The organism is Cellulomonas sp. CW35, assembly GCF_052378485.1.
Lineage (GTDB): Bacteria > Actinomycetota > Actinomycetes > Actinomycetales > Cellulomonadaceae > Cellulomonas > Cellulomonas uda.
Map to the genome: position 1 here is coordinate 1,787,414 of NZ_CP199000.1, position 19,378 is coordinate 1,806,791.

Consider the following 19,378-nt stretch of genomic DNA (forward strand, 5'->3'; position numbering starts at 1 on the left):
CTCGCCATCGCAGACGGCCCCGACCGGCGCGCCGGTCCGGGACGCGCCGGGGCAGGCGCCCGGCGGGGGTGCCCCGGGCGTCTGCCCATGCAGGTCACCCGCGCGTCAGGGCGGCGACGGCCGTCCCGCACCGTCCACGAACGGGTCGCCGCGCTCCGCGAGCCGCTGCGCGACGTCGGTGGGAGCGAGCTGGGTGAGACCCGGGACCACCTCGTCCCACCAGCGGGGCGCGGCGACGCGCGGCTCGTGCCGGCCGCGCAGCGAGTACGGCGTGATGGTCGTCTTCGCGGGGTGGTTCTGGGACCAGTCGAGCAGGACCTTGCCGCCGCGCAGGTCCTTGCGCATGACGGCCACGACGAGCTGCGGGTGCTCGCGCGCGAGCTCGTGCGCCAGGTCCCGCGCGTACTGGCGCACCTGGACCGCGGGGCGGCGCCGGGGCAACGGCGCGTACAGCTGCATGCCCTTGCTGCCCGAGGTGACGGGCACGGTCGTCGTCAGGTCGTCCTTGGCGAGTCGCTGCGCGACGAGGTGCGCCACCTGCGTGCACTCGTCGAGCCCCGCGCCCTCGCCGGGGTCGAGGTCGACGACGAGCCGGTCCGCACCGCGCACCTTCCCGCCGCGGGTGACCGACCACTGCGGGGTGTGCAGCTCGAGCGCGCCCGCGTTGGTCGCCCACACCAGCCCCGCGAGGTCGTCGAGGAACGGCAGGTCGAGCTCGGTGCCCTCGTCGTCGTTGCCCGGCGCGGCCGGCAGCACGCGGTGGCGCAGCCACGGCGGCGCGCCGCGCGGCACGTTCTTCTCGAAGAACGGCTGCCCGTCGACCCCGTCCGGGAACCGGATGCGCGTGACGGGCCGGTCCTCGAGCTGGCGCAGCAGCGCGGGAGCGACCCGCACGACGTAGTCGATCAGCTCGGCCTTGGTCGTGCCCGTCGACGGGTACAGCACCTTGTCCAGGTGCGAGACGCGCACCTGCGTGCCGCCCACGTCGAACGTCTGGCGCTCGGGGGTCATGCCGCCTCCCAGGGGTCGGGGACCGTGTCGTCGCGCACCCCGAGCACGACCGGCTGGCGCAGCCGGCCCTGCGGGGTGCGGGTCAGGTAGCGCACCTGCACGACGAGCGTCGGGGCGCACCAGTGCGTGCCGCGTGCGTCGACCCGTGGCACCTCGTCGTCGAACGGGCTCGTGGCCGCGGCGAGCGGTACGACCTCGTCGTGCAGACGTCGCGCGAGGGCGCCCGTCAGGCCGCTGCCCGCCCGCCCGAGGTACCGCAGCGCCCCCGTCGCGTCGCGCGCGCCGAGCAGCAGCGCGCCCAGGCGACCGGACCCGCTCGTCTCGTCGCGCCAGCCGCCGACGAGCGCGGCGACGTGGTGCCGGTGGGCGGCCTTGACCCAGTCGGGCGAGCGGGCGCCCGGACGGTACGGCGACGCGCGGCGCTTGGCGACGACGCCCTCCAGACCGTGCGCGGCGGTGACCGACCAGAGCTCGTCGCCGTCGGTGTAGACGGGCGACAGCGCCACGCGCTCGGGCAGCACGAGCGCCTCGAGCGCCGCCCTCCGCTCGTCGTACGGGCGGGTCGCGAGGTCCACGCCCGCGACCCGCAACGCGTCGAACACGAGGTACGTCACGGGCCGGACCCGGGCGAGCTCGGCCGCGCGACGCGGGTCGCGCACGTGCATCCGCTCGGCGATCGCGGGGAACGACGGGATGCCCGCGTCCATCGCGACCACCTCGCCGTCGAGCACCGTGTCCGGCAGCTCCGCGAGCCCCGCGAGCTCCGGGTACGCGGCCGTCACCTCGCGCTCCGCGCGGCTCCACAGCCGCAGCACCGGGCCCGTGGTGTCCGCGATCGCGCGCACGCCGTCCCACTTGACCTCGAACGCCCAACCGGGACCGCGCGGCAGACCGCCCGAGGTTGCGGGGGTGGCCAGCATGGGGAGCACGGGTCCATCCTGCCCAGGACGGGGTCGGCGGGCGCGGGGGAGCGCGCGGCCGCACCCCGACGGGTGCACGTCGCGCGTCGCCACGAGCGCGGACGGCACGCCCCTGGCAGGCTGGAGCCCCAGGTCGGGGCAGGCGTGGGACACGACAGGCGAGCAGCGACGAGCCCCGGCAGCGGGCACGAGTGACGGAGGCGCACGATGCGGGCGATCTGGAAGGGCGCGGTCGCGTTCGGACTCGTCAACGTCCCGGTCCGGCTGTACGCCGCGACCGGTGAGCACGAGGTCACGCTGCACCAGGTGCACGCCGCCGACGGCGGGCGCATCCGCTACCGCAAGGTGTGCAGCGTCGACGGCGAGCCGGTGACGATGGACGAGATCTCCAAGGGCTACGAGACCGCGGACGGCGAGCTGGTCGTGCTGACCGACGAGGACTTCGCGCGTCTGCCGCTCGCCACCGAGCGGGAGATCGAGGTGCTCGAGTTCGTCCCCGCCGAGCAGGTCGACCCGATCCTGCTCGGCAAGACGTACTACCTGGAGCCCGACAAGACCGCCGCGAAGCCGTACGCGCTGCTGCGCGGCGCGCTCGAGGAGGCGGACCGGATGGCCGTCGTCAAGGTCGCGCTGCGGCAGCGCGAGACCATGGCCGTGCTGCGCGTGCGCGGCAGGGTCATCTGCCTGCAGACGCTCCTGTGGCCCGACGAGGTGCGGGCCGCCGACTTCCCCGTGCTCGACGCGGACGTCACGGTCAAGCCCGCCGAGCTCGCCATGGCCCAGTCGCTCGTGGACTCCCTCGCCTCCGACTTCGACCCCTCGCAGTTCGAGGACCGGTACGAGGCGGCGCTCACCCAGCTCATCGAGGCGAAGGTCTCCTCGGGCGACACGCGGTCCCTGCCCCAGCCCGCCGCGCCCGAGGGCGGCGAGGGCGGCGAGGTCGTCGACCTGCTCGCCGCGCTGCAGCGCAGCGTCGAGAAGGCCCGCTCCGCGCGCGGCGAGACACCCACCGACGACGGCGACGACGCGGCACCCGCCAAGCGCGCCACGAAGCCGCGCACGCGCAAGAAGCCCGCCGACGACGACGCGCCGGAGCCGACGCGCAAGAAGGCCAAGGCCAAGGCCTCGTGACGCCGGCGACACCGGTGACCCCGGACGCCGACGACGCGGCGCGCCGCGACCGCGCCGTCGCCACCCTGCGACGCGTCGCGTTCCTGCTCGAGCGCGCGCAGGCGACGTCCTACCGCAGCGAGGCGTTCCGCTCCGCCGCGAGCGTCGTCGAGCAGCAGGCGCCGGGGCGCCTCGCCACGCTCGTCGCGGCCGGGGGGCTCACCGACCTGCCGTCGGTCGGGGCCCGCACCGCGGGCGTCGTCGAGCTCGCCTGGCGCGGCAAGGAGGTCACCTACCTCACGGAGCTCGAGCGCGAGCTCACGGAGTCGGTCACCGCCGCACTCGACTCCGCCGGCGAGCACGCCGCGGCCGCCCGGACGCTGCGCGACGCGATCCGCGGCGACCTGCACGCGCACTCGGAGGCGAGCGACGGCGGCGCCTCCATCCAGGAGATGGTGCTCGCCGCCCTCGAGCTCGGCCACGAGTACCAGGCGATCACCGACCACTCGCCGCGGCTCACGGTCGCCAACGGGCTGTCCGCCGCGCGTCTGCGTGCCCAGCTCGACCAGGTCGCCGCCCTGAACCGGGCGGTGACGCCGTTCCGCGTGCTGTCCGGCATCGAGGTCGACATCCTCGACGACGGCACGCTCGACCAGGACCCCGACCTGCTCGCCGAGCTCGACGTCGTCGTCGCGTCCGTGCACTCCAAGCTGCGCATGGACCGCGCGGCCATGACGCGCCGCATGATCGCGGCGGTCCGCGACCCCGCGACCGACGTGCTCGGGCACTGCACGGGGCGCCGCCTGCTGGGCCGCGAGCGCCCCCGGAGCGAGTTCGACGCGCGTGCCGTGTTCGACGCGTGCGCCGAGCACGGCGTCGCGGTCGAGATCAACTGCCGCCCCGACCGGCTCGACCCGCCGCACGACCTGCTCGCGCTCGCGGTCGAGGCGGGCTGCGACTTCGCGATCGACACCGACGCGCACGCGCCGGGCCAGCTCGACTGGCAGCTGACCGGCTGTCTGCGTGCCGCGCAGCACGGCATCGACGCCTCCCGCGTGGTCACCACCTGGCCCGTCGAGGAGCTGCTCGCCCGCACCCACGCGTGACGAAGATCGCACGCCACGACGTCCGGCGTGCGCGAAGGGACCTGCACGCCGGGCTAGGGTCGCCTGCGGCCGCCGAGTCCGCCGGCCGTAGGACAAGACAGGAGTCGAACTCACGTGAGCCTCAACCGCACCGAGCTCGTGCAGGCCGTCGCCGGCAAGGCGGGCCTGACCGCGACCGACACCGACAAGGTGCTGCGCGCGTTCCAGGACGTCGTCGTCGAGCAGCTCGCCGCCGGCGAGACCGTCTCGATCCCCGGCTTCCTGGCGATCGGGAGCGCCGAGCGCGCCGCGCGCACGGGCATCAACCCCCAGACCGGCGAGAAGCTCGACATCCCCGCCGGCCACCGCGTGAAGCTGACCGCGGGCAGCACGCTCAAGCGCGCCGTCCAGGGCTGACCGAGCCCCCTCGAAGGCCCGGCACCCCGAGCAGGGGGCCGGGCCTTCGTCCTGCCCGCCGCGGGCGTCAGCTGCGGTCGGGCACCGCGGCCGCGTCCGCGTCCTCCCGGGCGACGTTGCGCCGCCTGAGGACCTGCGGGAGCACCCACCAGCAGAGCGCGAGCACGACGAGCGCCACGGCACCGACGACCACGCCCGCGACCCGGTCGAGCACCACGTCGAACACGAACGACGCGCTGCCGGCGATCGCGAGCGCCAGGACCGCGAGACCGAGCCGGGCGAGCATGTTGCCCGCGTCGACGATCTCCTCCTTCATGCGTTTGCGGAACAGCACCCGGTGCAGGCTCACCGGCGCGACGATGAGCGCGGTCGCGAGGATCGCGAGCACCACGAGGACCAGGTACAGGTCCTGCTGGTAGGCGTCCAGGTCCGCGAACCGCTGCTGGAACGGGATGGTGAGCAGGAAGCCCGTGAGGATCTGCGCGCCCGTCTGCGTGACGCGCAGCTCCTGCAGGAGCTCGTCCCAGTTGCGGTCCATGCGCTCGGTGAACGTCTCGTCGCGGTCCGTGTGGCGCACCAGCCCTCCTCGTGGTCGGGCTGGATCATCCCGCACGACGCGCCCGCGCGCGCGGCGACGAGGGCCCACCGACCACGGCGCGCGGCGAGGGAGACTGGAGCCGTGACTGCGCACCCCACGACGGACCCGACCACGAGCACCGACCCCGCGCCGGCGCACGACCCTGCACGCCGCGACTTCGCGTCCGACAACTACGCGGGCGCGCACCCGGAGGTGATGGCCGCGCTCGTCGCCGCGAACGGCGGGCACGAGACCTCCTACGGCGCGGACGCGTGGACCGCGCGGCTCCAGGACGTCGTGCGGGCGCACCTCGGCCCGCAGGCCGAGACGTTCCCGGTGTTCAACGGCACGGGCGCGAACGTCCTGAGCCTGCAGGCGGTCCTGCCGCCGTGGGGCGCGGTGGTGTGCTCCGGTGACGCGCACATCCACACCGACGAGAACGGCGCGCCCGAGCGCGTCGCCGGGATCAAGCTGCTGCCGGTGCCGACACCCGACGGCAAGCTCACGCCCGAGCTCGTCGACCGCGAGGCGTGGGGGTTCGGCGACGAGCACCGCGCGCAGCCCGGCGTCGTGTCCCTGACCCAGTCGACCGAGGTCGGGACCGTCTACACGCCCGAGGAGATCCGCGCGGTCGCCGACCACGCGCACGCGCTCGGGCTCGCGGTGCACGTCGACGGCGCGCGCCTCGCGAACGCGGCCGCGGCGCTCGGGGTCCCGTTGCGGGCGCTCACCACCGACGCGGGCGTCGACGTCGTGTCGCTCGGTGGCACCAAGAACGGCACGCTCTTCGCGGAGGCCGTCGTGGTGCTCGACCCGGCCGTCGCGACCGGCCTGCCGTACCTGCGCAAGATGGACATGCAGCTCGCGTCGAAGATGCGCTTCCTGTCCGCCCAGCTCGTCGCGCTCTACGAGGGCGACCTGTGGCTGCGTTCCGCCGCGCACGCCAACGCGATGGCGGCCCGCCTCGCCGCCGGCCTGCAGGACGCGGGGGCGGAGCTGCTGCACCCCGCCCAGGCGAACGGCGTGTTCGCGCGACTCACGCCGGCCGTGGCCGACGACCTGCGCCGGCGCTGGCGGTTCTACGACTGGGCGCACGGCACGGTGCGCCTCATGTGCGCGTTCGACACGACCGAGCAGGACGTGGACGACCTGCTCGACGCGACGCGCGCCGCGCTCGCCGCGCACCGCTGAGCCGACCGCGGTCCGACGAACGTGCGCATGCTCGTCGGACCGCGGACGTCGGTCCCGCCCCGCGGTCGTCGGCTCCGCGGGGCGGGACGGTGGACGGCGCCGGTGGCGGGGGAGCCGTCTCCTCCCACCACCGGCGCCCGATCGAGGCCGCCGGTCAGGCGGTCGTGCAGGCCGCGCCGTTGAGCGTGAACGCGCTCGGTGCGGTCGTCGAGCCGGTGTGGGTGCCGTTGAACCCGACCTCGACCGTCCCGCCCGCGGCGAGCGTGCCGTTCCAGGCGGCGTTCGTCACCGTCACGGTCTGGCCGGACTGCGACCAGGTCCCGCTCCAGCCCTGCTCGAGCTTCTGCCCGGCCGGGAGGGTGAACTGCAGCGACCAGCCGGACAGCGCGCTGGTCCCGGTGTTCTTGACCTTGACCCCGACCGACATCCCGGTGCTCCACGCGTTGGCCTGGTAGGTCACCGTGCACGAGCCCGTGGGCACCGTCGTCGGGTCGTCCGTCGGATCCTGCGTCGGGTCGTCCGTGGGGTCCTGAGTCGGGTCGTCCGTCGGGTCCTGCGTGGGGTCGTCCGTCGGGTCCTGAGTCGGGTCGTCGGTGGGGTCGGGCCGGTCGCCGACCTCGCTGAGCGACTTGCCGGTCGTGCTGCTCGGGCCGCCCAGCTTCACCTGGTGGTCGAGTCCGACGAACTTGCCGCCGTCCTGCCACAGGCCGGGCTTGAGGAGCTCGTACTTGGCCGAGTCCCAGGTCTTCCAGTCGTCCAGCAGCAGGCCCCCCGTGTCACCCGAGTTGGGGTTGAGCGACCAGAACGTGTGCGAGATGCGGCGCTCGATCATGAGGTCGCGCAGCGCGGTCATCCAGCGGTCCTGCCGCTCGTCCTGGCCGACCCGGCCGCCCCACTCACCGACGAGCAGCGGCGCGATGTTCTTCTTGTGGATGAACAGCCAGTTCGGGTCCCAGACGTCCGCCTCGAGCGTCGCCTTGGTGAACGGCTTCTGGAACCAGTCCTGCTCGAAGACCAGTGGCCCGTAGTCGTGCGGGGAGTACACGAGCTGGTCCTGGTTGGCGCCCAGGTCGACCGGGTGGTCGGTGACGCCGCGCAGGTTGCCGCCCCACCACGTGCCGTAGAACTCCTTGTTGTTGGTCGACGTCCAGGACACGCCCGGCTTGGGGTACACCTCGATGCCCTCGCACAGGATGAGGACGTTCGGGTTGATCGCGAGGATCTTGCGCCCGGTCACCTGGCACAGGTTCTTGAAGTTGTCCTGGTCGGTGGAGGAGTCCCACTTCGCGCGCGGGGAGGAGTTCGCGGTGCCGTGCGGCTCGTTCTTGATGTCCATCGCGACGAGCGTGTCGTTGTTCTTGTAACGGGCCGTGACCCACTCCCACGCGGAGTAGAAGTCGTCCACGGTCACCGTGCCCTTCCACCACACCGGGTGGAAGTGGCCGGCGTTGTCCGCCTCGGCGCTGTGCACGTCGAGCATGACCTTGAGGCCGTACTTCTCCGAGAGCGCGAGGAAGCGGTCGAACACCTCGAGCGACGTCTTCCCCACGAGCTCGGGGTTCACGTAGGTGTTCACGCCCGAGGAGACCGCTGCCTTGCCGGCCTTCCACTCGAGCAGCAGCTGGGTCGAGATCGGCACACGGACGATGTTGATGCCGTGCTCCGCCATGGAGCGCGTGACGTCCTCGAGGTTGACGGCCCACAGGCCGTGGAAGACGCGCTCGGTGGCGTTGAAGCCGAACCAGTTGGCGCCGGTGAGCCAGACCTCCTTGCCGGACTCGTCGACGATCTTGTTGCCCTGCGTGTGCAGCCAGTCGCTGGTGGGAGCGGCGGCCACCGGGCTCGCGGCGGCGACCGCCAGGGGAGCGGCGAGCGCCGCGACGGCGGCGATGCCGGCGACCACGCGCGCACGCAACGTGCGGCGACGGGTCACGGAAACGGGAGCGGACACGGTTCTCCTCGTCGAGGCGTGAGGTGGGGGCGTTCGGTGGTGTCCCCGCCGTCGGCGGGCGACGGCGGGGACGAGCCGCGGGCGGCCGTGCCGGAGCACGACCGCCCGCGGATCAGGTCACGAGCAGGTGGCGCCGTTGAGCGTGAAGCCCGTCGGAGCGTTGTTCGTGCCGTTGTGCGCACCGTTGAAGCCGATGTCGACGGTCTGGCCGGCGGCCAGCGAGCCGTTCCACGCGGCGTTCTTGGCGGTCACGGTCGAGCCGGACTGGCTCCAGTCGGCGCTCCAGCCCTGCTGCAGCGTCTGGCCGTTGGCGTACTGGAACGTCAGCGTCCAGCCGTTCAGCGCGGTCGTGCCGGTGTTGGTGACCCGGATCGACGCGGTGAAGCCGGAGTTCCAGCTCGACGCGTTGTACACGACCTTGCACGAGCCGGTCGTGGTGGTCGACTTCGTGGTGACCGACAGCGCGGAGGACGGCTGCGAGACGTTGCCCGCCGCGTCCTTGGCCCGCACCGTGTACGAGTACGCGGTCGCGGCGGTCAGGCCGGTGTCCGAGTACGTCGTGCCGGTCGAGGTGCCGACCTTCGAACCGTTGCGGTAGATGTCGTAGCCCGTCACGCCGACGTTGTCGGTCGAGGCGGTCCAGGACAGCGCCACCGAGGTCTCCGTGACCGTGCCCGCCGTCAGGCCGCTCGGCGTCGAGGGCGCCTGCGTGTCGACCGGGTCCTCGGTCGGGTCGTCCGTCGGGTCGTCGGTCGGGTCGTCGGTCGGGTCGTCCGTGGGGTCGTCCGTCGGCTCCTCGGTCGGCTCCTCGGTCGGGTCGGGGTCCTGGCCGTCCGAGCCCGGGATGACCGGGTAGGCGTTCTTCACGAGCGTGACGAACTGGTCCTCGAACCACTGGCCGGCGAGCGGCGCGTTGGGCGTGGCGCCCGTGAGCTGGTTGGACAGCTTCGGCGACACGAAGGTCGGGTCGCACATGCGGTCGAACCGCTTGCCCTGGTCGTTCTCGATCTCCGTCGACGCACCGTCGGACTCACCCGGGGGCTTGATCCAGACGAACGCGTCGAGGTGCGACGCGGTGTAGCCGGACGGCGACGCCTTCGGGAGCTCGCCGATGCCCGCGCCGAGCGGGTTGCACCACGCGCCGCGGTGCACGCGACGGTCGACGCGCGACTCGTTGACGTAGGTGTCGACGTTGGTGCTGGTCGAGACCTTCGTCGGACGGTTCGGGCCGCCCCAGCCGTTGCGCGAGGTGTCGATGAGCATGCCGAGGCTCGTCGGGAAGCCCTCGGCGACGAGCAGCCGGTGCATGTGCGCCGTGAAGTCGATCTCGTCGAAGTCGTTGTTCCACTCGTAGAACTTGCTCGAGCGGATCGGGTTGCCACCGAGCGAGAGCGTCGGGTCGGTGAGGAACGGCTCCTCGAGCGGCGTGGTGTTCGCGACGTCCGAGACGAAGCCGGTGATCGACGCGAAGCCCGCGTTGGTCGTCTTGGCGACCTCGGCGAAGATCTTCGCCGCCGGACCCGCGTTCGAGTCCCAGCCGAGCCAGCCCGAGTGGCCGATGTCGATGTAGTTGTAGACGTTGCCCAGCGCGTACAGCTTGTCCAGCGCGTACTTCACGCCCTGGCGGTAGTACGGCGCCGCCTGCTGGCACGCAGACTCGCTGATGTTGGTGACGAGGTTCGGCAGCGAGTCCGGCTCGATCGTCGCGGCGATGCGCAGGTTCGAGTACTCGGGCTTGCCGAGCAGCGCGACGATCGGGTCGATGTACTCGCTCTGGTACCGCGCCAGGCCCGCGTCCGTGGCGGGCAGCTCGCCGTTCGAGGCGAGCGCGTAGCAGTCACGCCCCGGCAGGTTGTAGATGACCAGGTTGAAGACCAGGGGCTTGCCCGCGGCCTTCTGCTGCTGCACCGCGTTGTCGAGGTGGAACTTCAGGCCCTTGCCGTCCGCGTTGCCCGTGATGGCGCTGATGCGGTCCATCCAGACGGCGGTCGGCTGCTTGGCGACGGTCTGCATCTTCGCCGCGAGCGACGCGTCGCTCTGCTTGGCCGCCGACGCGCGCACCGAGCTCGCCCACGTCGGGTTCACGTACTGGACGGCCCCGGCGTAGGGGTTGTCGACCCGGGCCTCGGCAGCCGAGGCCGGCGACAGGAACGACAGGGTGAGGGGAACTGCGACGAGTGCGGCCGTCGTGGCTGCGCCGACGGTACGACGGCGCCGCCTGGCGACGCTGGGTCCGTGTCGGGACACGTGGTCCTCCGTGTGGTCGAACGGCACTCCCGCGCGACAGTGCGCGGGCGAGGGTCGCCGGGGTCGTCGGTGACCAGGACTCAACCCACCACGCGTGCGTTCTCCGGGGGAGGCCCTAATCGATTCGCCGATACGGGACGCCTCCGGAAGCGGTTCCGTGACACGGTTCAGCGGGGTCCGTCACGGTTCGTCCCGCGCCCGCGGACCCCACCCCGCGGCGCTCAGTGCGCGTGGGGAGCCGTGCTCCCACGCACCGCGAGCGCGCCCACGGCGAACGGGACGCGCGTCGGCTCGCCGTCGCCACCCGCGTCCAGCGTCCCTGTCACCGCCGCCGCGAGCGCGTCACCCAGGTCGTGCGCGAGCGCGGGCAGGCTCGTGAGCGCGGGCGTCGCCAGGCGGCACAGCACGCTGTCCGCACCCGCGACGACCGACACGTCCCACGGCACGACGAGGCCCGTGCGACGTGCCACGTCCAGCCCCGCGAGCGCCATCACGTCGCTCGCCAGCACGACCGCCGTCGGCCGCACCGACTGCGTGAGCAGCCGTCGGGTCGCGCCCGCCGCGCCCTCGACGCTGCCGTCCGTCACCACGACGTCCACGGACACGTCACCGTCACCGAGACCCTCGCGCATGCCCCGCTCGCACGCGGCCGTGCGCAGCCGGTCCGCGGGGTCCGCCACGAGCGCCACCCGGGCGTGCCCGAGGCCGCGCAGGTAGCGGGCGACACGCGCGTACGCCTCCTCGTCGTCCACCTCGACGGCCGCGAGACCGGGCGCGACGCCGACGGGTCCGATGGCCACGGGCCGCAGCCCTGCCTCGGTCGCGGCGCGCAGGCGCACGTCGTCGGAGCGCACCTCGGGGACGACGACGACCTCGCACCGCCGCTCCGCGCCCCACCGGCGGTACAGCTCCGCCGCCGCGGCCACGTCAGGGACCACCCGCAGGTCCACCCCGAGCCCGCGGTCGTGCAGCGCGCGCTGCAGCACCGCGACGACGTCGAGCACGGGCGCGCCGTGCAACGTCTCGCCGGCGACGACCGCGAGTCCCACGGCCTGGGCGCCCGCACGCATGGAGCGTGCGGCGGGGTTGGGGCGCCAGCCGAGTTCGTCGGCCACGCGCAGCACGCGTTCCCGAGTCGCCACGGAGACGCCGCGTCGGTCGTTGAGGGCGTACGACACGACCGCCGTCGACACGCCCGCGGCGCGAGCCACGTCGGCGATGGTCGGTCGTCGTCCTGATTTGGGGGCTGCCGGAGTTGCCACGATCACCTAGTCTGTCGCCCGATGCGGACGAATGGCATCATCTCGGCTCCGACGATGTGGACGGGGTGACCGGTGACGGCAGCGACACCAGCGCGGCGGGGGACCCTCCCCGGGCCCGCGCGGAGGACGGTGGGCGTACTGGCCCCTGTCGTGGGGGGCTTCTACTTCGGCGCGGTGATCGCCGGGGTCGCGCGCGCGTGCAGGGCAGGTGGGCATCGGGTCGTCGCGGTCCAGACGTATCGGGCCGGACTCGAGCGGGAACCCGTCGTGACCTCGGACGACGTCCCCGTGGCGATCGACGCGGTCGACGGTCTCGTGGTGCTCTCGGGCGCCCTGCCGGCCGACCGGCTCCTCGCCCTCGAGCACTCCGGGATCCCGGTCGTGCTGGTCAGCGAGGACGAGTCCACAGGCACCGCGCCGGTGGTGCTGCCCGACAACGCGCACGGCGTGCGCGCGTCCGTGGAGCACCTGGTCGCGCACGGTCACAGGTCCATCGGGTTCATCGGCTGTCTCGACCAGCGGGACATGAGAGAGCGGTTCGAGGCCTACCGCGAGACGCTGCTGGCCAACGACATCGCCCCTGACGACGGCTGGGTGTACCCCGCGAGCGACAACAACGAGGCCGGCGGCCAGGCCGCCGCCCGGCTCATGCTCGCCGACGGCATGCGGACCACCGCGGTCGTCGTCGCGACAGACCGCAACGCCTCGGGGTTCGTCGCCGGGCTGCGACAGGCCGGCCTGTCGGTCCCGCGCGACCAGGCGGTGGTCGCGTTCGACCACGCCGACTTCGGCGCACGGCTCACCCCGCGCCTGACCACCGTGGACGCGCACTTCGACCGCGTCGGCGAGGCCGCCGTCCGCCTCCTGCTCGCGCGGCTGCGCGGCGAGGCGGTGCCCGTCGGCGAGCACCGGACGCCGACGTCGCTCGTGGTGCGCGAGTCGTGCGGGTGCACGCCGCTGCGCCGCATCGAGGACTCGGGCACCGACTGGCGCGACGAGCTGCTCGACCTGGTGCGCACCGCGTTCGCGGGCGGACGGGTCACCGTGCCGGCCCCGCACGCCGCGCGCGGGCACCGCGACAGCCACACCGACGGCCGCGGGGTGCGCGGGGGTGAGCGCCACGAGCGGCGGTCGCCCCAGGAGGCGTGGTGGCGCGCGGTCGTCGAGCCGCTCACCGCGGCCCGCGGGGGAGTGCTGCCCGAGGACCTCGCGATGTCCCGCCTCACCGAGCTCACCACCGGCCTGCAGCCCTACCCGGACGCTCTCGAGCTCCTGGTCGCGGTCGTGCGGCGGGCGCACGACGCGCTCCTCGCGGGCGACGAGCTCGACGCGCGCGCCCGCGAGGCCGTCGAGTCCGCGACGACCGAGGTCATCCTCGCCCTGACGCGCGGCTGCACGGCCGCGCTCCTGCAGCGCGCCGGGCGGCTCGAGTCGACCCTCGTGCACCAGTACGAGGTCGCGACCGACCTGCTGCGCAGCGACGGCGCCGACCCGCGCACGCTCGACTGGCTGCCGCGCTCGTTGCGCGGCCGTGCGTGCCTCGCGCTGTGGGCGGACGGCTCGTCCGGCCCGGACCGACCGCTCGAGATCGTCGGGGTCCGGGACGGGTCCGGCGGGCTCGCGCGGCTCGTCGGCAGCCGCACGGTCGCCGCGGAGTTCCCGCCCGCCGCGATGCTGCGTGGCGGCATGACGGCAGAGGCGACGTTCGTCGTGCCTGTGACCTGCGGGAACAGCGACTGGGGGCTGCTCGCGCTCGAGGGCGCCGTCGACGCCCGGTCCACCACGGCCCGGGACCGCGCCAACCACTGGGCCGCGCTGCTCGCGGTCGCGCTCGACCAGCAGAGCATGCTCGAGTCGCTGCACGAGCAGCGCGTGCAGCTCGAGCAGGCCGCCGCCCGCGAGCGTGCGCTGGCCGACGCGGTCCGGGCGAGCGAGGAGCACTACGCGCTCGCGTCGATGGCCGCCGACGACGGCACGTGGGACTGGGACGTCTCGGCCGGCACGGTCTACTACTCGCCACGCTGGAAGCGCACGCTCGGGTACGACGACGACGCCGTGGGCTCCTCGCCGACCGAGTGGCTCGAGCGCGTGCACCCGGCGGACCGGGACGAGGTCTCGACCGCGATCGCCGCCGCGCTCGCCGGGGTCGACACGACGCTCGAGCTCGAGCACCGCGTGCGCTCCGCGACCGGCGACTACCGCTGGCTGATGTGCCGCGCGATGACCGTGCTCGACGACGCCGGCTGCCCCGCGCGCGTCGTCGGGACCATCGTCGACGTCACCGAGCGCAAGCAGTCCGAGATCGCGCAGCAGCAGGACGCGCTGCGCGAGTCCGAGACGGGCCTCGCGACCCGGCTGCTGTTCCTCGACCGGCTCGGCGGCGCGGTCGTGCGGGCCCACCGCGTGCACGAGTTCGACTGCGCGCTCGTCGTGGTCCGGCTGCCCGGGCTCGACCAGGTCTCGCGCGGCGAGCCCACGGTCTCGGTCCGACAGCTCGCCGAGCGGCTGCAGGCCGCGGTCCGCGCGGGCGACACCGCGGCGCGCATCGCGGAGGACCAGATCGCGCTGCTGCTGGAGGACACCGCCGGCGCGGGCGTGCCGATGCGCGTGCGCCGCGTGATCGACTCGCTCGAGGCCGAGCTGGGCGAGCGCGTGCGGGTCGGTGTCGTGCCGAGCGTGCGGGGCTGCGCCGATGCGTCGGCGGTGCTGCGCGAGGCCGACATCGCGCTGGCACGCGCGGCGGCGGGGCCGGTGCGCACGCACCTGTGAGCGGACGCGAACGGCCTCGCCCGGGAAGGGCGAGGCCGTTCGCGTGTCAGGCGCGGCGCCGGGTCCCGCGCCGCACCCCAGGGGTCAGGAGCGCGGGGTGTCAGGAGCGCGGGGTGTCAGGAGCGCGGGGTGTCAGGAGCGCGCGCGCGACGGGGCGTGCCCGGCGCGGCTCGCACCGTGACCGCCGCGCGGCCCGGAGTCGCCGTGGCCGCCACGCGGGCCCGAGTCCACCCGGATCCGCAGCGGGCGTCCGGCGACGCGCGTGCGGGACAGCCGGTCGACGGCCTCGGCGGACAGGCCGCCGGGGATGTCCACCAGCGCGAAGCTCGGGAAGATGTCGATCTTGCCCACGTCCGCGCCCGTGAGGCCGCCCTCGCCCGTGAGCGCGCCGACGAGCGCACCCGGCTGGAGGCCGTCGCGGTGCCCGACGGCGACGCGCCACCGCGGCGGACCGCCGGCGATGTGGATGCTCGTGCGGCGACGCTCGCGCGGCGGGGCTCCGTCGCGGGACGCGCCGACCCGGTCGTGCGACGGGGCGGCCGCGGCACGCGCGAGCGCGTCGTCGAGGTCGTCGGCAGCGCCGGGGCCCTCGTCGCCGACGGCGAGCGCGAGCACGGTGGCGAGCAGGTCGGCCAGGTCGGCGCCCGGGTCCTCGCGCACGAGGTCCGCGACGGCCGCGCGGTACACGTCCAGGCGACCGGCGGACGTGCGCTGCGGTACGCGCTCCAGCAGCGTGCGCACCCGGTGCGCGCTGACCTCGGCGGGCGAGGGGATGGTGACCTGCTCGAGCGACGTGCGCGTGGTGCGCTCGATGGTGCGCAGTCGCGACTGCTCGGCGGGTGTGACGAACGTGAGCGCGGTGCCGTCGCGGCCCGCACGGCCGGTGCGACCGATGCGGTGCACGTACGTCTCCGGCTCGCGCGGCACGTCGAAGTTGACGACGAGGCCGATGCGCTCGACGTCGAGCCCGCGCGCCGCGACGTCCGTGGCGACCAGCACGTCGAGCGCGCCGCTGCGCAACCGCTCGACGATCTTCTCGCGCTCGCCCTGGGCCACGTCGCCCGAGATGTACGCCGCGGACACCCCGCGCTCCACGAGCGCGGAACCCAGCTCCTCGGCGTTGCCCCGCGTGCGGACGAACACGATCGCGGCGTCCGCGTCGGTGACCGCGAGGACGCGCGCGAGCGCGCCGGCCTTGTGCCGGAACGGGACGACCGCGTAGGTCTGGCGCACGCTCGTCACGGTCGAGGACTGGCGGGCGACCGTGACCTCGACCGGGTCGACCATGTGCTGCTCGGCGACACGGCGGATCGGCGTCGGCATCGTCGCGGAGAACAGCGCGACCTGACGCTGCCGCGGTGCTCGCGACAGGACCTTGTCGACGTCCTCCGCGAAGCCCATGCGCAGCATCTCGTCGGCCTCGTCGAGGACCAGGAACCGCACCTGGTCGAGCACGAGCGACCCGCGCTCGAGGTGGTCGATCACACGCCCGGGCGTGCCGACGACGACCTGGGCACCGCGCTGCAGCGCACGCTGCTGCGGCAGGTACGGCGAGCCGCCGTACACGGGGACCACGTCGACGCCGGGCAGGTGCTTCGCGAAGGAGGAGATCGCGTCGGCGACCTGCATCGCGAGCTCGCGCGTCGGGGCGAGGACGACGGCCTGCACGGCGCGCAGCGCGGGGTCGACCGCGGCGAGCAGGGGCAGGCCGAACGCGGCGGTCTTGCCGGTGCCGGTCTGCGCGACGCCGAGCAGGTCACGCCCGCCGAGCAGGGCCGGGACCGCGCGCTGCTGGATGGCCGACGGGGTGGTGAAGCCGAGGTCCGTCACCGCGCGGTGCAGCGCGGCGGGCAGGCCGAGGTCGTCGAACGTGGGCCCCGACGGGGCGACGGGGGAGTCGGGACCGGCAGGCACGGGGGTGCCCGCGTCGGTCGAGGGGTCGGTGAGGACGTGCGAAGGCGCACGGGTGCCCGAGGGCAGCGACATGGAAGGCCGTTCCGTTCGAGGGAGGACTGAACCGGCGCCCGGATGGCGCACGGCTGTCGCAGCCCCGACACGCACCCGGCAGGTGACTGCAGGTGCCTCACGTACGCGACGCGACTCCGGCTGGCAGCCAGGGCATCGGTCGACTCGAACTTCTGGGGGACGCGACGAACTCCGCGATCGGCGACAGCCTACCCGCCACGGGCGTCCCGGCGCAGGCCACGGCCGGACGGGATCCGGGTGAGTTCGCGCACACCGGTCCGCAGAGTGCGGTCACAGGCCCCGGGCGCGACCCTCGATCGCGGGGCAGGTGTCCATCACGACGTCCAGCCCGGCGTCCCTCGCCCGGGCCGCCGCGGCCTCGTCGACGACGTCGAGCTGCAGCCAGACCGCACGCGCCCCGCGCGCGATCGCCTCGTCGACGACACCGCCCGCGAGGCCCGCGTTGACGAACACGTCGACGACGTCGAGGTCACCCGGCACCTGGTCGAGCGTCGCGTACCCCGGGGCGCCGTGCACGGTCGCCGCGGACGGGTGCACCGGCACGATCTCGTGGCCGAGCTGCTGCAGGTACGCCGCGACGCCGTACGCCGCTCGGGACGTGTTCTGCGACAGCCCGACGACGGCCCACCGGCCGGGGGAGCGCAGCAGGCGGTCGATCACGTCCGGGTCGTTGGTGTGCACGTCGACAGCCTCGCACGCGCGCCGCGCGGGTGCGCGGGGGTCGCATTCGGGCCGCATAGGATCGGGCCCGCACACGACGAGGGAGCGGCGACCGCGTGACGGAGCAGGCTGAGCAGGGCACCCGGGACGACCACGGCGAGGGTCCGGCCGTGACGACGCGCGTCCTGACGGTGCCCAACGCCATCAGCTTCGCGCGGCTGCTGCTCGTCCCCGTGTTCGGCGTGCTCATCGCGTCCGGTCGGGACGGCTGGGCGGTGGTGGTCCTCGCGGTCTCCGGGGCGAGCGACTGGCTCGACGGCGTGCTCGCCCGTCGGCTCGGTCAGGTCAGCCGGCTCGGCCAGCTCCTCGACCCGGCGGCGGACCGGCTGTTCATCGCCGTCACGCTCGTGGGGCTCGTCTGGCGGGACGTGGTGCCGCTGTGGCTGCTCGTCGTGATCCTGGCGCGCGAGGTCGTGCTCGGGATCATGCTGATCGCGCTCGGGCGCGCGGGCTACCCGCCGCCGCAGGTGCACCTCGCGGGCAAGGCCGGCACGTTCGCCCTCCTGTACGCGTTCCCGCTCCTGCTCCTCGCGTCGTGGGACTCGTGGGTCGGCACGGTCGCGGAGGTCGCCGGATGGGCGTTCGCGCTGTGGGGCGTGGGCCTCTACTGGTTCGCGGGTGCGCTGTACCTGCTCCAGGCCCGCCGGCTGCTGCACGCCCCGCCCACGCGTGAGGCCCCCGCGTGACGACGCGGCACACCACGGCGGAGCGCGGCGGGCGGCGGCCCGACGCGTCCATGACGCTGCTCAACGAGGTCTACAGCTCGTCCCTCGACGAGGGGTACGCGCTCGTGGCGGCGCGCCGCGCGGCCGGGAACGCGACGCGCCCGAACGCCGCGCGCCGGGCCGTGGTCCTCGTCGTCGCCGTCGGAGTGGGCCTCGCCAGCTCCGCCGCGGCGATCGCCCTCCACCAGCCGACCGCGGCCGCGCAGGAGGCGCGTGAGCTGCTCGAGTCGAGCATCGTCGACCGGAGCGAGGAGGCCGCCGCGCTGCAGGAGGAGGTCGCCGCGCTCAGCTCGAACATCACCGCGCTGCAGTCCGCGCTCGTCGGGCCCGAGAGCACCCTGCTGCAGGAGGCGGCCGCGGTCGGCGTCGTCGAGGCCGGTCAGGTGCCGGTCGCCGGCTCCGGGCTTCGCGTCGAGCTCTCGGACGCCCCCGACGCGGACCCGGACGCGGGCGACGACGACGCGCGCGTGCAGGACGTCGACCTCCAGATCCTCGTGAACGGCCTGTGGTCCGCCGGTGCCGAGGCGATCGCGATCAACGACCAGCGTGTGACGGCCACGACCGCGATCCGCAGCGCCGGCAGCGCGGTGCTCGTCGACCTCGTGCCGCTGTCCGGTCCGTACCGCGTCGAGGCGCTCGGCAACCCGGTCGAGCTCCAGACCGGCCTCGCCCGGGACACGGCCGGCCAGCTGCTCACCGCGCTGCGCACCACCTACGGCATCGGCGTGGACATCTCCCGGCAGGACGAGCTCTCGCTGCCCGGTGCCGGGCAGGTCACGCTGCGTCACGCGACCGTGCCCGACGACGCGCTGCCCGACGCGCTGCGTCCGACGCCGCCGGCCGCCGACGATCGCGCGACACCCGGCCCGACCACCGACGGCACGCTCGACCAGGGCGCCGGCACCGCCGGCGGGTCGTCGCTCGACGCCACGGCGGACCGCCGGGCGGGCGACGCGCCGAGCCGGTCGGTTTCGTCCCGCGGGGCGCGTGTGGCAGGGTCGGCCACGCACGCGGCCGCGCTGCCCGCCGAGCCGCAGGTGGCAACCGTGCGTGAGCCTGGGGAGGGACAGCCGTGATCGCGGTGATCGGACTCGTGATCGGCGTGGTCGCCGGCCTCGTCCTGCAGCCCACCGTGCCCGCCGAGCTGCAGCCCTACCTGCCGATCGCCGTGGTCGCCGCGCTCGACGCGATCTTCGGCGGTGTCCGCGCGATGCTCGACGGCATCTTCGACGACCGCGTCTTCCTCATCTCGTTCCTGTCGAACGTGATCGTCGCGGCGCTGATCGTGTTCCTCGGCGACCAGCTCGGGGTCGGCAGCCAGCTCTCGACGGCCGTCGTCGTCGTCCTCGGCATCCGCATCTTCTCCAACGCCGCGTCGATCCGTCGCCACCTGTTCAAGGCCTGACC

16 protein-coding genes are annotated in these 19,378 nt (G+C 74.2%); 8 read left to right on the forward strand and 8 right to left on the reverse strand.

Going from position 1 to position 19,378, the window contains the following annotated elements; translation table 11 throughout:
* Positions 1-105: 105 nt before the first annotated feature.
* Together ligD (ACT17Q_RS08250) and ligD (ACT17Q_RS08255) are read right to left on the reverse strand one after the other, a co-directional pair.
* Positions 106-1,011: a non-homologous end-joining DNA ligase gene (gene ligD, locus ACT17Q_RS08250; RefSeq protein ID WP_094180035.1), complete on the reverse strand. Its 906-nt coding sequence runs from the start codon at positions 1,009-1,011 to the stop codon at positions 106-108.
* A complete protein-coding gene (ligD, locus tag ACT17Q_RS08255) occupies positions 1,008-1,931 on the reverse strand; it encodes a non-homologous end-joining DNA ligase (protein ID WP_094182160.1) in 924 nt (307 codons plus the stop codon). The genes ligD (ACT17Q_RS08250) and ligD (ACT17Q_RS08255) overlap by 4 nt, the downstream gene beginning before the upstream one ends.
* Before the next feature lie 207 nt (positions 1,932-2,138).
* On the opposite strand from ligD (ACT17Q_RS08255), the gene ku reads away from it, so the two are divergent.
* The 3 genes from ku (at position 2,139) to ACT17Q_RS08270 (ending at position 4,543) form a co-directional block, all read left to right on the forward strand.
* Positions 2,139-3,062, forward strand: coding sequence for a non-homologous end joining protein Ku (gene ku / locus ACT17Q_RS08260; RefSeq protein WP_444665338.1), 924 nt, complete (start codon positions 2,139-2,141; stop codon positions 3,060-3,062).
* Positions 3,059-4,147, forward strand: a complete 1,089-nt coding sequence (locus ACT17Q_RS08265) for a PHP domain-containing protein (protein WP_444665339.1) — start codon at positions 3,059-3,061, stop codon at positions 4,145-4,147. Before ku ends, ACT17Q_RS08265 begins: the two co-directional genes overlap by 4 nt.
* A 114-nt stretch (positions 4,148-4,261) precedes the next feature.
* Positions 4,262-4,543, forward strand: a complete 282-nt coding sequence (locus tag ACT17Q_RS08270) for an HU family DNA-binding protein (protein ID WP_094180033.1) — start codon at positions 4,262-4,264, stop codon at positions 4,541-4,543.
* Between the two features lie 67 nt (positions 4,544-4,610).
* Here ACT17Q_RS08270 and ACT17Q_RS08275 read toward each other — a convergent pair whose 3' ends face one another.
* On the reverse strand, positions 4,611-5,081 hold the full coding sequence (locus ACT17Q_RS08275; RefSeq protein WP_444665375.1) for a DUF6328 family protein: 471 nt from the start codon (positions 5,079-5,081) through the stop codon (positions 4,611-4,613).
* Positions 5,082-5,222: 141 nt separating this feature from the next.
* On the opposite strand from ACT17Q_RS08275, the gene ACT17Q_RS08280 reads away from it, so the two are divergent.
* A complete protein-coding gene (locus ACT17Q_RS08280; RefSeq protein ID WP_444665340.1) occupies positions 5,223-6,311 on the forward strand; it encodes a threonine aldolase family protein in 1,089 nt (362 codons plus the stop codon).
* Between the two features lie 154 nt (positions 6,312-6,465).
* On the opposite strand, the gene ACT17Q_RS08285 is transcribed toward ACT17Q_RS08280, so the two are convergent.
* From ACT17Q_RS08285 to ACT17Q_RS08295, 3 genes are all read right to left on the reverse strand, one after another.
* Positions 6,466-8,262 carry a cellulase family glycosylhydrolase gene (locus tag ACT17Q_RS08285; RefSeq protein WP_444665341.1) on the reverse strand — a complete coding sequence of 599 codons (1,797 nt, stop codon included), beginning with the start codon at positions 8,260-8,262 and terminating at the stop codon, positions 6,466-6,468.
* 117 nt (positions 8,263-8,379) lie between these two features.
* Positions 8,380-10,509 (reverse strand): glycoside hydrolase family 6 protein, encoded by a 2,130-nt coding sequence (locus ACT17Q_RS08290; protein ID WP_444665342.1) that lies wholly within the window; start codon positions 10,507-10,509, stop codon positions 8,380-8,382.
* Between the two features lie 221 nt (positions 10,510-10,730).
* Positions 10,731-11,720 carry a LacI family DNA-binding transcriptional regulator gene (locus ACT17Q_RS08295; protein WP_444665343.1) on the reverse strand — a complete coding sequence of 330 codons (990 nt, stop codon included), beginning with the start codon at positions 11,718-11,720 and terminating at the stop codon, positions 10,731-10,733.
* 318 nt (positions 11,721-12,038) lie between these two features.
* On the opposite strand from ACT17Q_RS08295, the gene ACT17Q_RS08300 reads away from it, so the two are divergent.
* Positions 12,039-14,540, forward strand: coding sequence for a substrate-binding domain-containing protein (locus tag ACT17Q_RS08300; RefSeq protein ID WP_268534180.1), 2,502 nt, complete (start codon positions 12,039-12,041; stop codon positions 14,538-14,540).
* Between the two features lie 132 nt (positions 14,541-14,672).
* Here the strand turns inward: ACT17Q_RS08300 and ACT17Q_RS08305 are convergent, their stop codons facing one another.
* Complete coding sequence (locus ACT17Q_RS08305) at positions 14,673-16,526, reverse strand: DEAD/DEAH box helicase (RefSeq protein ID WP_444665344.1); 1,854 nt, start codon at positions 16,524-16,526, stop codon at positions 14,673-14,675.
* A 270-nt stretch (positions 16,527-16,796) separates the two neighbouring features.
* Positions 16,797-17,264, reverse strand: coding sequence for a CoA-binding protein (locus ACT17Q_RS08310; RefSeq protein WP_444665345.1), 468 nt, complete (start codon positions 17,262-17,264; stop codon positions 16,797-16,799).
* A 38-nt stretch (positions 17,265-17,302) separates the two neighbouring features.
* Between ACT17Q_RS08310 and ACT17Q_RS08315 the strand changes: the two genes are divergently transcribed.
* The 3 genes from ACT17Q_RS08315 to ACT17Q_RS08325 are packed head-to-tail and all read left to right on the forward strand — an operon-like array spanning position 17,303 to position 19,376.
* On the forward strand, positions 17,303-17,932 hold the full coding sequence (locus ACT17Q_RS08315) for a CDP-alcohol phosphatidyltransferase family protein (RefSeq protein WP_244937680.1): 630 nt from the start codon (positions 17,303-17,305) through the stop codon (positions 17,930-17,932).
* On the forward strand, positions 17,929-19,047 hold the full coding sequence (locus ACT17Q_RS08320) for a DUF881 domain-containing protein (protein ID WP_444665346.1): 1,119 nt from the start codon (positions 17,929-17,931) through the stop codon (positions 19,045-19,047). Before ACT17Q_RS08315 ends, ACT17Q_RS08320 begins: the two co-directional genes overlap by 4 nt.
* Positions 19,044-19,376, forward strand: coding sequence for a small basic family protein (locus ACT17Q_RS08325; protein WP_094180027.1), 333 nt, complete (start codon positions 19,044-19,046; stop codon positions 19,374-19,376). Before ACT17Q_RS08320 ends, ACT17Q_RS08325 begins: the two co-directional genes overlap by 4 nt.
* Positions 19,377-19,378 lie beyond the last annotated feature (2 nt).